At 73.0% G+C, this 12660-nt stretch carries 14 protein-coding genes; 7 read left to right on the top strand and 7 right to left on the bottom strand.

All coding sequences use genetic code 11. The features are described 5' to 3' along the window. Positions 1-13 precede the first annotated feature (13 nt). The 4 genes from ABIC61_RS06305 to ABIC61_RS06290 all read left to right on the top strand — a co-directional run bounded on the left by ABIC61_RS06305 (position 14) and on the right by ABIC61_RS06290 (position 2280). Positions 14-949, top strand: a complete 936-nt coding sequence (locus ABIC61_RS06305) for an Asp23/Gls24 family envelope stress response protein (RefSeq protein WP_354029222.1) — start codon at positions 14-16, stop codon at positions 947-949. Next, positions 946-1362 (top strand): MFS transporter permease, encoded by a 417-nt coding sequence (locus tag ABIC61_RS06300; protein WP_354029221.1) that lies wholly within the window; start codon positions 946-948, stop codon positions 1360-1362. The genes ABIC61_RS06305 and ABIC61_RS06300 overlap by 4 nt, the downstream gene beginning before the upstream one ends. A gap of 39 nt (positions 1363-1401) precedes the next feature. Then, positions 1402-1593, top strand: coding sequence for a hypothetical protein (locus ABIC61_RS06295; RefSeq protein ID WP_144751077.1), 192 nt, complete (start codon positions 1402-1404; stop codon positions 1591-1593). Between the two features lie 99 nt (positions 1594-1692). Beyond that, complete coding sequence (locus ABIC61_RS06290; protein ID WP_354029220.1) at positions 1693-2280, top strand: gamma-glutamylcyclotransferase family protein; 588 nt, start codon at positions 1693-1695, stop codon at positions 2278-2280. Positions 2281-2399: 119 nt separating this feature from the next. Here the strand turns inward: ABIC61_RS06290 and ABIC61_RS06285 are convergent, their stop codons facing one another. The 4 genes from ABIC61_RS06285 to rimK all read right to left on the bottom strand — a co-directional run bounded on the left by ABIC61_RS06285 (position 2400) and on the right by rimK (position 8416). After that, positions 2400-3371, bottom strand: a complete 972-nt coding sequence (locus tag ABIC61_RS06285; RefSeq protein ID WP_354029219.1) for an NAD-dependent epimerase/dehydratase family protein — start codon at positions 3369-3371, stop codon at positions 2400-2402. Next, positions 3368-6085: an alpha/beta fold hydrolase gene (locus ABIC61_RS06280; RefSeq protein WP_354029218.1), complete on the bottom strand. Its 2718-nt coding sequence runs from the start codon at positions 6083-6085 to the stop codon at positions 3368-3370. Before ABIC61_RS06280 ends, ABIC61_RS06285 begins: the two co-directional genes overlap by 4 nt. Then, a complete protein-coding gene (locus ABIC61_RS06275) occupies positions 6082-7155 on the bottom strand; it encodes a 3-oxoacyl-ACP synthase III (RefSeq protein ID WP_079239036.1) in 1074 nt (357 codons plus the stop codon). The genes ABIC61_RS06280 and ABIC61_RS06275 overlap by 4 nt, the downstream gene beginning before the upstream one ends. Before the next feature lie 67 nt (positions 7156-7222). After that, positions 7223-8416, bottom strand: coding sequence for a 30S ribosomal protein S6--L-glutamate ligase (rimK, locus tag ABIC61_RS06270; RefSeq protein ID WP_079236981.1), 1194 nt, complete (start codon positions 8414-8416; stop codon positions 7223-7225). Positions 8417-8506: 90 nt separating this feature from the next. Between rimK and ABIC61_RS06265 the strand changes: the two genes are divergently transcribed. Together ABIC61_RS06265 and ABIC61_RS06260 are read left to right on the top strand one after the other, a co-directional pair. After that, on the top strand, positions 8507-8989 hold the full coding sequence (locus ABIC61_RS06265) for an ATP-dependent zinc protease family protein (RefSeq protein ID WP_079236982.1): 483 nt from the start codon (positions 8507-8509) through the stop codon (positions 8987-8989). Next, positions 8989-9885, top strand: a complete 897-nt coding sequence (locus ABIC61_RS06260) for a serine hydrolase domain-containing protein (protein ID WP_354029217.1) — start codon at positions 8989-8991, stop codon at positions 9883-9885. The genes ABIC61_RS06265 and ABIC61_RS06260 overlap by 1 nt, the downstream gene beginning before the upstream one ends. Before the next feature lie 157 nt (positions 9886-10042). On the opposite strand, the gene ABIC61_RS06255 is transcribed toward ABIC61_RS06260, so the two are convergent. Together ABIC61_RS06255 and ABIC61_RS06250 are read right to left on the bottom strand one after the other, a co-directional pair. Beyond that, positions 10043-10936 (bottom strand): alpha/beta hydrolase, encoded by an 894-nt coding sequence (locus ABIC61_RS06255; protein ID WP_354029216.1) that lies wholly within the window; start codon positions 10934-10936, stop codon positions 10043-10045. Then, the gene (locus ABIC61_RS06250; protein ID WP_354029215.1) at positions 10933-11388 is read right to left on the bottom strand and encodes an Lrp/AsnC family transcriptional regulator; all 456 of its coding nucleotides are present in this window, start codon (positions 11386-11388) and stop codon (positions 10933-10935) included. The genes ABIC61_RS06255 and ABIC61_RS06250 overlap by 4 nt, the downstream gene beginning before the upstream one ends. A gap of 83 nt (positions 11389-11471) precedes the next feature. Between ABIC61_RS06250 and ABIC61_RS06245 the strand changes: the two genes are divergently transcribed. Then, positions 11472-12101 (top strand): LysE family translocator, encoded by a 630-nt coding sequence (locus tag ABIC61_RS06245; protein WP_354029214.1) that lies wholly within the window; start codon positions 11472-11474, stop codon positions 12099-12101. On the opposite strand, the gene ABIC61_RS06240 is transcribed toward ABIC61_RS06245, so the two are convergent. After that, positions 12052-12648, bottom strand: coding sequence for a TetR/AcrR family transcriptional regulator (locus tag ABIC61_RS06240; RefSeq protein ID WP_354029213.1), 597 nt, complete (start codon positions 12646-12648; stop codon positions 12052-12054). The two genes, ABIC61_RS06245 and ABIC61_RS06240, sit on opposite strands and share 50 nt — an antisense overlap. Between the last annotated feature and the right edge of the window lie 12 nt (positions 12649-12660).

The following is a 12660-nucleotide window of genomic DNA, read 5'->3' as shown; positions in this document are numbered from 1 at the left end:
ACGAGGAGGAACCATGCAGCACGACCCGAACGCGCACACGCAGGTCACCGAGGTGACCCTGCCCGCGGAGCTCACGGAGCCGCTGCCCGACGACGCGAGCACCGTGACGATCGTCGCGCGGACCGCGGCGGAGACCGCTCTGGCCGTGCCCGGCGTGCACCACCTCGGCGGGATCGCCGCCCGAGCTGCCGACCAGCTGCGCAAGCAACTCGGCCGGAGCGCGGGCACCGCCGGGGTCCAGGTCGACGAGGACGACGGCGCGCTCGGCGTGCAGGTCTCCGTCATCGTCAGCTACCCGCACCCGGTGATCGCGGTCGCCGACGAGGTGCGCAAGCAGGTGTCCGCGGCCACCAGGCAGGTGTCGGACCTCCCGACCACCGTCGACGTCCGGGTGCTCGACGTGCACGGCCCGTTCGACGACGAGCCCTCGCCGCTCGGTCGTGCCGCCGAGGCGACGGGTGATGCCGTCAAGCAGGCGGCGACCGCCACGAGCGACGCGGTCAAGCAGGCCGCGAGCACCACCGGGGACGCCGTCAAGCAGGCCGCCGAGGCCACCAGCGACGCCACGAAGCGCGCCGCGACGGCCACCGCGGACGCGACGAAGCGCACCGCTGAGGCCACCGCGGACGTCACCCGTCAGGCGGCCGACGCCACGGCCGACGCTGCGAAGCGCGTGGTCGACGGCGCAGCCGAGACCACCGACCGGCTGGGCGACGCCGCCGCCGGGGCCCTCGCCCGGTCGTCCGAGCTCGCCGCCGACGCGGCGGAGTCCGCGAAGGACGCCGCCGCCGGCGCCCGGGACGCAGCCACGGCCGCGGTGCCGGCCGACCGTGCCGCGGCAGCAGCGGACGCTGCCGGCGACGCAGCGGACGCAGCGGAGGACGCTGCGGACGCCGCTGAGTCCGCAGCACGCTCGGCCGAAGCCGTCGAGCGGCAGGACCGACCGTGACGACCGCGTGGTCGGGCAACCGACGGACGAAGGTCCGTCGGCCCCGCCCGCGCGGCGTCTGGATCGCGGGCGGGATCGGCACCGTCCTGGTCGTCGGCACCGTGCTCGGCGTGTTCCTCCCCCTCGTCGGGTTCCTCGGTGGCGTGACGGCCACCACGGCGGGGCTCGTGCCGTTCCCGTTCCTCCGCGTCACCGTCGCCGCACTGCTCGGAGCAGTCGTCGTGCTCGCGCTCCTGCTCCTCGCGTTCACGCGTCGGCACACCACCACGGCTTCGATCGCCGTCGTGCTCGCGGTCCTGGTGAGCCTGGCGGTCACCGCCGTCCCGGTCGTCCTGGTCGCCGTGGGATCTGCGGACCGCGCGGGCGACGTCTGGCCCATCGTCACGGAGCTCTGGCAACGCTTCACCGGCTGATCCGCCGGACCACGTGCACCACCAACGAAGGAGTTCCACATGCGCAACCGCATCATCGTCATCGGGGCCGTCGTCCTCATCGGGTTCTGGTTCGGCTCCCGCGCCAACCGCCCGGTGATCAAGACCTCCAAGGCCGAGACCGCTCGTCGGATCTGGAACGACCCACGTGCTCGCAAGGGCCGCAAGAAGCTCGGCAAGAAGATCGCGAAGGCAGCCCGCAGCGGGCGCTGACGCCACGTGACGGACTGGAGGCGGGGGGGGCGGGGGGGGGGGGGGGCGCCCGGGGGCCCCCCCCCCCCCCCCCCGCCTCCAGTCCGCTACCCTCGCGACGTGAAACGTCTCTCGCCCGGCCAGCGCTGGGTCCTCGGTCTCGGCGCGTTCGCGCTGGTCTGCCTCGTCGTCGGGATCATCGGGCTCGTCGTCGGGCGCACGGACGACTCGGGTGTCATCTGGGGCAGCGTGCTCGGTGTCGTCGGCCTGCTGCACCTCGGCCTCACTGGGCTCGCGGGTGCGCTCGTGTGGACCGCGTCGCCGACCATCAGCCGTGAGCCGATCGAGCGACCCGTTGCCGGCACCGCGCACCGGGTGTTCTCGTACGGGACGCTCCGCCAGCCGCTCGTGCAGGAGTCGCTGTTCGGCGAGCACGTGCCGACCGAACCGGACGGACTGCCGGGGTGGCGACTCGACTGGGTGAGGATCACCGACCCGGACGTCATCCGGACGAGCGGGTCCGACCGGCACCCGATCCTCCGACGCGGTTCGTCGAGTGACGTCGTCGAGGGCTCGGTCCTGACGCTCGGGTACGAGTGGCACCTCCGCGCGGTCGACGACTACGAGGTCGCGGACTACCAGCGGATCGAGGTCCGCCTGGCCTCCGGCACGACGGCGTGGGTCTACGTGGCCGCCGAGGACGCCTGACCGTCGGCGCCTGTGGCCGAGACTCGGCCACCGGGGCGCGAGACTCGGGCTCGGCGACAGTTCTCGGGGCGGAGCGTCCGAGAACTGTCGCCCAGCGCGAAACTCGGGTCGCGGCGGCCTCAGCGCGCGGCCGCCGCCAAGCGCGCCAGGCCCTCGTCGATCGACACCGCGGGCGCCCACTGCAGGTCCTGCTGGGTCCGACGCTGGTCGAACCAGTGCGCCGTCGACATCTGCTCGGCGAGGAACCGCGTCATCGGCGGTTCGTCCTCCCCCGGACGCACACGCCACACGGCCTCGACGACCGACCCGGCGACCCGGGCGACCCCGGCGGGCACGTGCACCCGCGGCGCCGACACCCCGGACGCGGTGCAGATGCCGGCGAGCAGGTCGCCGACGGGGCGGGGTTCACCGTTCGTCACGACGTACGCGTTCCCGTGCACGTCGTCGTCGGTGGCGTGCTCCAGGGCCGCCACCATCGCGGACGCCGCGTTGTCGACGTAGAGCGTGTCGATGAGCGCTGCGCCGGAGTCGAGCAGCGGCAGCCGGCCCTTCCGCGCACGGTCGACGATCCGGCCGACGAGCTGCGTGTCGCCCGGCCCCCACACCAGGTGCGGGCGGACCGCGACGACCGCGAAGCCCGGGGCGTCCGCGCCGAGGGCGACGAGTTCCGCGGCGGCCTTCGTGCGGGCGTAGTCCCCACGGGCACGCGCGGGTTCGGCGGGCCCGGCACCGGCGCCCACGAGGGACGAACCGGTGTGCGCGACCGACGGCGAGGACACGAACACGAACCGGCTGACTTCCGCCGCACGGGCAGCGTCGACGAGCGTCCGGGTCCCGTCGACGTTCACGCGGGCGAAGTCGGCGGGGTCGCCGGCGAGGGAGACCTTCGCGGCGAGGTGGACGACGGCGTCTGTTCCTGCCACAGCACGGGCGACCGCGGCGCCGTCGGTCATCGTGCCGAGGACGTCGGAGACCCCGGACACTCCCGACGGACGGCGCTGGAACGTCCGGACCTCGTGCCCGGCGTCCCGCACGGCGGCAGCGGTCGCCCGGCCGAGGAACCCGCTGGCGCCGGTGACGAGGACCCTCACGGCCGGACCATCCGTCCGCCCGACAGCACCGAGGCCGCCCACCGGGACAACCGCGCCCGGTCGACCTTCGAGTTGTGTCGGATGTCGGTCGGCAGCACGGGCACGACGAGCACCGCGGCGAGCGGGATCCCGGCGGCTGCCCGCACGGCTCCCGCCAACGCGGGCGAAGCGAGCGCGGGTCGTCGTGCGGCGCCACCACCGGTCGTCTCCACGACGGCGACGGCCTGCTGCGTCCCGCTCGGGCCGATGCCCGCGAGCCCCGCACGACCGACACCGTCGACGCGTTCGATGCGCTGCTCGGGACCGACCGGCGTCACGACACCGTCCGGCGTGGTGAGCACGTGCTGCAGACGACCCTCGACCCAGAGCCGCCCGGAGTCGTCCAGGTGCCCGACGTCGCCGGTGCGGTGCCCGCGAGGGTCCTCCACGCCGAGTCGGGAGACCCGGTTCTGCCGCCAGAGGCGGTCGTAGCGCTCCCGGACGTGCGGCGCGGCCACGACGATCTCGCCGGTGACGCCCGGTACGTCCGTCAGCGCACCGGTCGGCTCCCCGGAACCGTCGAGCGGTGCGATCCGCACGCGGACGTTCGCGGCCGGGACCCCGACGCAGATGCCCTCCTGGTCCGAGGCGCCGGCGGCCCGCACGCCGTCCAGGTCGACGTCGGTCATGAGCAGCCCCTCGGTCATGCCGTAGGGGGTGTGCGCGCTCGCGTTCGGCATGAGCGCCGTCGCCGCGGTCAGCAGCGCGGCCGACACGGGAGCGCCGGCCGACAGGAACAGCCGCACCCGACCGAGCGCAGCACGATCGGCCTCGGTGAGCGCGGACGCGGTGGCGACGACGTTCGCCAGTGCAGCGGGCGACAGGAACACGACCGTCGCGTCGGCTGCGGCCACGGACGCCGCCACGGCCGTCGCCGTGAGGGTCCGCGGTGCGGTGACGTCCATGTCGGGTGCGACCGAACGGGCGCCGAGCGCGGGGCCGAGCAGGGCGAACGGCGCGAACCCGGCGACGAGTCCGGTGCCGACACCGATGTCGTACTGGGTGGCAAGGGCGTCGCGGACGGCGCCGAGCTGCCCGTGCGTGTACACGACGCCCTTCGCCGGACCGGTCGACCCCGACGTGAAGAGCACGGCGGCGGGCGCGTCGGACGACGGGGCCTCGGGCAGGGCGGAACCGTGCGCGAGGCGCCGGGCACCGCGACGGGCGACGTCGACGAGCGTGTGCTCCACCCGCAGAGCACGACGCGCGGGCGCGGGCAGCGCCACGGTCGCGATGCGTCGACCCGGCCAGCCGAGCGCACGGGCAGCACCGAGACCCGGCAGCGCACCGATGATCCAGTCGGGTCGGGCACCGCGGACGGCACGGGTCAGCCCGCGCAGGCCGAGCCCGGCATCGGCCACGACGACGACCGCGCCGATCCGCACGCACGCGTACAGGACGGCGGTCAGGTCGGCACCGGGCGTCACGAGCAACGAGACGCGATCACCCGGACGGACACCGAGGTCGACGAGTCCCGCCGCGATCTCCTCCACCCGTCGGGCGAGCAGTCGCCACGACACGGTGCGGGGTCCGCCGGCGGCGGCCATCTCGACGAGCGCGGCCTCGTCGCTGTGGCGCAGGTCGTCGAGTGCCGCCCAGAGCGGGCGGCTCGCGTCGGCGCTGTGGTCGCTGTCGTCGGACTGGAGGCGCTGCTCGGCTCCGGCGGGCGCGTGGCCGTCCGGCAGGTGGTCGCCGAGCCAGTCGAACACCGTCCCGGCGACGTCGGCGTCGTCCGGCAGCAGGTGCCCGGCGCCCTCGAAGCGGTGGACGTCGGCCTGCGGCAGGCGCTCCGCGAGGTCGTCGAGGTACCGCTCGAGGAACACCGGATCGCGCGGCCCCCACATCAGCAGCGCGGGGACCTCGAGCGCCGCGACCCCCGCGGCGATCCGGTCGAGCGCGGGTGCACTCGGGTGTGCCGCGTCGACGGGGATGTCCGCCACGAAGCCACCGACACCACCACGGCGGGCAGCACCGCGGTACGGCGCCCGGTACGCGTCGGCGACAGGACGGTCGAGCCGCGGGTGCGCGATCGCGAGCGTCGTCTCGAGGAACGCCGGCGTCACGACGGTCGCCCGGCCGAGCAGCTGGGGGCGGAGAGCGAGGCGCAAGGGCGCGGGGATCGGGGCGTCGTCCGGCTGGTGCACGGCGGTGTTGCACGTCGTGACGCCCACCACGAGGTCCGGGTGGTCGACCGCCCACCCGAGCGACACCACGCCGCCCCAGTCGTGGCCGAGGGTGACGACGGGCCCGGTCAGTCCGAGTTCCTCGGTCAGGGCGCCCAGGTCGGCGACGCGCTGCGGCAGCCCCCGCTGGACCCCGGTGCGCTCCGAGAAGCCCATGTCGAGCTGGTCGACCGCGACCACGCGCCAGGCGGGACCGCCGGCGGCAGCGACCTCGAGCGAGGTGCGGAGCACCGACCGCCACAGGTACGACCAGGTCGGGTTGCCGTGCACGCACAGCAGCGTCCCGACCGGTTCCGCGCCGAGTGCGGCCAGGGAGCCGGCCGTGTCGAGGAGGTGCCAGGTGCGCGCGGCGCGATCCGTGCCTCCAGGACGGTCTCCGGACCACTCGGGCACCGTGATCAGACGCGACCAGGCGGGGTCGAGCCCGGGCAGGGAGGGCGGCTGCGTCGCCGGAGCGGTGCTCGCGGCGACGCGGGGCAGCCCGGCTGTCACCAGCGGAGTTCCATCATCGCCGTGTTGATGCCGGAGCCGACGCCGCCGAGGAAGACGCGGTCACCGGGGCGGATCGACCCGCGGGCGACCTCGTCGGCGAGGGTGATCGGGATCGACGCCGGGCCGACGTTGCCGAACCGCTCGTACGTCGTGGGGACCTTGTCACGCGGGACGCCGATGGCCTCGACGAAGGCGTTCGTGTGCACGTCGGAGACCTGGTGCAGCACGTACCGGTCCATGTCGGCCCAGTCGAAGTGCGCACGGGCCTCGTTCCAGGCGGCGACCACGAGTTCCATGCCGCCCTTGAGCAGCATCTTGGCGTCCGTGAACATGCCGTCGACGCTGCCGACGCACAGGTCGTACCACTGGGTCGCCGCACGGGTGACGCCGCCGACGATCCGGTGTCCGCCCGGGTGCGCGTCCGCCGGGCCGAGCACGGCCGCGGCAGCGCCGGAGCCGAGCGTCAGGCTGGCGAACTCGCTCATGAAGTCCTTGCGGTTCCGGCCGCCCTGGTTCAGGCGCTCGATCGTGTTGAGCTGTACCTGGTCGGCGTCCTCGCCGTCCACCACGAGCGCGTACTTGATCTGCCCGGAGTCGATCATGCCCGCGGCGACGCTCATCGCGTTGACGAACCCGAGGCACGCGTTCGCGATGTCGAAGTTGATCGCCGACGACGGCAGACCGAGCCCGTGGTGCAGGCGCACGGCGACGCTCGGCTCCAGGTGCGGGCGCGTCACCGACGTGTTGATGAGCAGGCCGACGTCCTCGGGGCGGATGCCCGCCTCGGCCATGGCGCGACGACCGGCGTCGATGGCGGCGTCCTGGAAGGACTGCCCCTCGCCCCAGTTGCGACGCTCCTTGACCCCGGCCACGCGTTCGAGCAGACCCATCGGCAGGCGCAGGCGGCGGAGCACGCCGCGGAGCTTCTCCTCGATGTCGGCCGAGGTGGTCACCCGCTCGGCCACGGTGGTCGCGACGGAGAGCAGCGCGACGTTGTCGTGCTTGGCCGTGGCGTTGCCGGGCCGTTCCGTTTCGCTGCTCGTCGCCTGGTCGACCGGCCGTTCCGTCATGATCGTCACCGACACATACTTCCGCATCCGTCCTGGGTACGCGATCCGGATGCGCTGTACGGCGGGTTCACGCCTCGGTCTGGCGGGGTTCCTTCGGCAGTTTCCGGAGCTTGGCGCGACGCTTCCGGCGCTCCGGGATCATCGACCGCATCTCCTCGAGCTTGCCGAAGCACAGCAGCCGGTCGCCCGGTTCCAGGGCGACGCCGCTCCGCGGGTTCGGGATGACGCCGGAGCCCCGGTGCAGCGTCAAGACGGTGATGTCCCGGTCCCAGAGACCCGACTCCTTGATCGTCTTGCCCACGAGGTCCGCGTTGGTGTGCACGAGCAGCTCGGCGACGCCGTACCCGGTCGACACCGACAGGCGCTGCCGGACGTCGATCTCCGGGAACGCGACCTGGTTCGCGATGAAGTCGATGATCGCGCCGGCGATGTCGAGGCCCGTGGCGCGCTCGATGCCCTCCAGGCCCGGCGACGAGTTGACCTCCATCACGAGGGGTCCCTCGTTGCCCTCGAGCATGTCGACGCCGGCGACCCGCAGGCCCATGATCTGCGCCGAACGGACGGCGGCCTCTTCGTACTCCGGCGTCAGCGTGACCTTCTCGACCGTCCCGCCGCGGTGCACGTTCGACCGGAACTCGTCGCCGGACGCACTCCGACGCATCGCCGCCACGACCCGGTCGCCGACGACGAGCGCTCGGATGTCCTTGCCGCGGCTCTCCGAGATGAAGCTCTGGATGAGGACGTTCTGCTTCGTCGAGTGCAGCGTCTCGACGATCGACTCGGCGACCTTCGCCTCGGGGGCCAGGATCACGCCGATGCCCTGCGTGCCCTCGAGCAGCTTGATCACGACCGGTGCTCCACCGACCCGCTCGATCGCTCCGCGGACGTCGGCGCGGCCGTTCACGAACGTCGTCGCGGGCATGCCGATGTCGTGCCGGGACAGGATCTGGTTCGCCCGGAGCTTGTCGCGGGAGTTCGTGATGCCGTTCGCGGTGTTCGGCGTGTACACGTCCATCTGCTCGAACTGCCGCACCACGGCGGTGCCGTAGTAGGTGATCGAGTTGCCGATGCGCGGCAGGACGGCGTCGTAGTCGGAGAGCAGCTTGCCCCGGTACTGCAGGTCGGGGTCGTCCCCGGTCAGGTCGATGGCGAACCGCAGGGTGTTCAGCACCTTGACCTCGTGCCCGCGGTCGATCGCGGCGGCCCGCAGGCGCTCCGTCGAGTACGCGTGCGGGGCACGCGACAGGATGGCGAGTTTCATCGGGGGTGCTCCGCTGGGTGTTCGGTATCGACGGCGACGCTCCATCAAAGCATGCGGACGCCCGGTCCGAGCATGCGACAGGATGGGCACATGGCCCGAACACCGAAGTCCCCGAACGGCGGTCTCGTCGTCGCCGGGTGGCGGGAGTGGGCGGCGCTGCCGGACCTCGACATCCCCTGGATCAAGGTCAAGCTCGACACCGGCGCCCGCAGCTCGGCACTCCACGCGTTCGACCTCGAGGAACTCCCCGGCGACCGCGTCCGCTTCTCGGTGCACCCCTGGCAGGACACCGATGCCGACGCGGTCACGATCGAGTGTGACGTGCACGATCGACGCATCGTCCGGAGCTCGACCGGCCACACCCAGGAGCGGATCGTCGTCCTCACGAAGATGACCCTCGCCGGGCGTGTCTTCGACGCCGAGGTCACACTGAGCAACCGCGACCAGATGGGTTTCCGGATGCTCGTCGGACGCGAGGCCCTGCGGCAGGGCTTCCTCGTCGATCCCGCTCGGTCGTTCATGGCCGGTCGGGCGCCGAAGGAGATCCGCCGCCGCAACCGCGGGCGCGCCTGATGTCGGGCCACAGCGCCGAGGTCGCGCTCGCGCGGATCGTCGACGGCATCGACTCCGAGCACCTGAGTGCCTACGGCGTGAACGTGCGGATCGGCGACGACGAAGCCGAGCACCGGTGGCGGAGCGACGACCGGGTGAACGTGTACTCGGTGTCGAAGGGCGTGTGCGCGCTGGCGGTCGGCCTCGCGATCGACGAGGGGCTGCTCACGCTCGACACCCGTGTGCCCGAACTCCTGCCCGACGTCCCGCTCGGCGACGGGGTCGGGGCCGTCACCGTCCGGCACCTGCTCACGATGACCAGCGGCATCGACTTCGCGTGGTTCGGCGACGAGGTCGTCCCGTGGCCCGACCTGGCGGCCGAGATGCTCTCCCGTCGCACGGTCGAGCCCGGCGGGGTCTTCCAGTACAGCGACGCCTCGCCGTACGTGGCGATGCGCATGCTCGGCGCCGTCGTCGGGGACGTCCGCGACTGGCTCCTCCCCCGGCTCTTCGATCCGCTCGGCATCCACAACCCGCAGTGGCACCGGTGCCCGCTGGGCTGGATCGTCGGCGGCAGCGGCCTCGAACTCCGGACGTCGGAACTCGCCCGGATCGGCACACTGCTCCGCGATCGCGGGCGGTGGGGCGCGACGCAGATCGTGTCGGCAGAGTGGATCGACGGGATGCACGCGGACTGGGTCGAGACCGGCGGCGGAGCGCCGTTCGAGCGCTACGGGATCGCGGCGTGGGACGGTCCCGGAGGCACGTGGCGGCTCGACGGTCGGTACGGCCAGTACGTCGTTGTCGACCAGGCGCGCGATGCGGTCGTCACGATCACCGCGCACGAGGAGACGAGCGACCACCGGCTCGCCGAGCTCGCCGCCGACACGGTGCACGGCGCCCGCCGGACCGACTGAGCTCGTCCGCGCGCTGACCGTCCTGGTTCGCGGAACCCGGGAATCGTGAACCGGGACAGTCATCGACGAGACCGGGACGTGCCCTGGAGCGGACTGTCGACGGTCTGGAGGCGCGGTGCGGGCCCGCCACGCGCCTCCAGGCCGCCGTCGACGCGGGTCAGGACCGCAGGTGGCGCGCGAGGAAGTTGAGCTGCTGCGGCGCCGTGCGCCGCCAGTAGGCGGTCGTGTGGCCGCCCGGCTCGAACCCACCGGCCGGCGCGGTCGAGAAACCGTCGACGTACGTGCGGACCGCCGGCTCGAAGCCGTCGCCGGTGCCGCAGTCGACCCGGACCGCGATGCCGTCGAGCGAGCGCTGCCGCCCGAGGACGGTGTTCGCCCGGAAGTCCGCCGCGTCGTCGAACGCACCGCGGGCGGTGTCGCCCGCCGACGTCCAGAGCGCGGGGCTGATGGCGGAGACCGCGCGCACCCGCGCCGAGCCGAGCACGCCCGCGAGGTGGAGCGCGCCGTACCCACCCATCGAGTACCCGGTGAACGCCAGGCGCGCGGTGTCGAACCCGCGACGCGCGAGCAGCGGCAGGAACTCGTCGACGACCATCGCGGCGGGGTCGTCGCCGTCCGCACGCCGGTGCCAGTAGCGGTTGCCGCCGTCGACCGCGGCGATCGCGAAGGGTGCACCTCCGGCAGCCACGTGCGCGGCGAGGAACCGGTCGTACCCGAGGTGGGAGCCGAAGAAGTCCGCGTGGTCGTCGCCGTACCCGTGCAGGGCCACCGCGATCGGCAGGGGTCCGTCGGCCTCCGGCGCGGCGATCGTCCAGCCGACGGTCCTGCCCCTCCGCGCGGACGAGACGAACGATCCCGAGCTCGACGGGACGGGGGCGACGTCGGGGACGGTGCCGGCCGGGCCGTCGAGCCCGAGCACCCGGTACATCGTCGACCGGCCGGGCAGGAGACGCAGGTTCACCGCCTCGGCCGCGGCACCCGCGACCACCACGGCGGCACCGCCGACGACGAGGGACCGGCGGGTGATCCGGCCCGCGCGCGAGCCGGTCATGCGAGGGGCACCGTGCCGTCCGAGGTCACACGCTTCATCACGAGGGTCGAGGAGATCCGCTGCACACCAGGCAAGGTACCGAGCTCGGTGTCGTAGAACTCCTGGTAGGCGGCGAGGTCGCGTGTGAGGACGCGCAGGAGGTAGTCCGGGTCACCGAACAACCGCTGCGCCTCGACCACGTTCGGCATCGCGCGGACCCGCTCCTCGAATCCGCCGATCGTCTCGAGGTCGGTGCGGCCGAGGGTCGCGAAGACGATCGCCTCGAAGTGCAGCCCCACGGCCTCCGGTGAGACGACGGCGCGGTACCGCTCGATGGCGCCGGACTGCTCGAGCGCCTTCAACCGCCGGTGGCAGGACGACAGGCTCAGCCCGACCTCGGACGCCAGGTCGGTGGCACTCATCCGGCCGTCGTGCTGCAGCAGTGAGAGAATATCCCGGTCGAGTGCGTCCATGGCGGCGATCATTGCAGAAGAACCGGGTGTCGCGCGGAAGAACCGGAGCACATTCCGCCCGATTGTCCGTAGCGTCTCGGTCTGTGGACCTGACCCTCATGCTGCAGTTCTGGACGGTGGCGCTCCTGCTCGCACTGACACCCGGAGCCGACTGGGCGTACGCCATCGCGGCGGGACTCCAGCCGCGGTCCGTGGTGCCGTCGATCCTCGGCATGGTGAGCGGCTACGTGGTGGTCGTCGTGGTCGTGGCGCTCGGGATCGGCGCCCTGGTGACCGAGTACCCGGCGGCCCTCACGATCCTGACGGTGGCAGGTGCCGCGTACCTGCTGTACCTCGGCGTCAGCACGTTGGTCGCCCGGACCGGCACCGTGGTCGCGGCGAGCGATCGGCCGCTCGGGACGAGCGCGCGGTCGCGGTTCCTCCGTGGCGCCGGGGTGAGCGGCATCAACCCGAAGGGCGTGCTGCTGCTCCTCGCGCTCCTGCCGCAGTTCGTGTCACCCGGGGGCTGGCCGGCCCCGGTGCAGATGGGGGTGCTCGGCAGCCTGCACCTCATCGACTGCGCGGTGGTCTACCTGCTCGTCGCCCTGGCCGCACGGCGGATCCTCCGGTCGCGTCCGCGGGCGAGTGTCGTCGTGACGAAGGTGTCCGGCGTGCTGATGATGCTCATCGGCCTCGGACTGCTGGCCGAGCAGGTGCTCCCGCACCTCCGGTGATGAGGGCACCGGCGATCGACCGCGCCGTCCCGGTACCGAGGCCGGGGTCGCGCAGCCGCATCGCGAGGTACCCGGACACCACGAGCAGCAGCTGGTCGGCGAGCACCGCGGACCGATCCCCGACCACGGGTGCCGCGAGTTCGGCCAGTCGGCGATGCAGGGTCCCGGTCTCCAGGTCGAGCACCGTGCGCACGTCCTCCGGGGCGTCGACGTACTCGGCCGCCGTCCCGAGGAACGCACACCACCGCGACCCCGCGGCGGTCGACCGGTAGGCGTCGAGGGCGTCGAACACGGCGAGCAACCGACCCCGGTCGTCCCGTGCCGCGTCGATGGTCCGGTCCCACGTGGCGAGCCAGTCGTCGTGCCGCCGTCCGAGTGCCGCTGCGACGAGGGACTCCTTGCTCGCGTACCCGCGGTAGAGCGTGGCGCTGGAGATCCCCGCACGCTCGAGCACGGCGTCGATGGGCGTCGCCGCGATGCCACGGGTGAAGAAGAGTTCCTCGGCGGCGTCGAGGAGCTTCTGCTCGGTTCCTGGACGCATCACCATGAGAGCACCCTA

Source organism: Curtobacterium sp. 1544, from assembly GCF_040544915.1.
GTDB classification, from domain to species: Bacteria; Actinomycetota; Actinomycetes; order Actinomycetales; family Microbacteriaceae; genus Curtobacterium; species Curtobacterium pusillum_C.
Note: the sequence above shows the minus strand (reverse complement) of the source record. Positions and strands in the feature narration are given on the sequence as shown.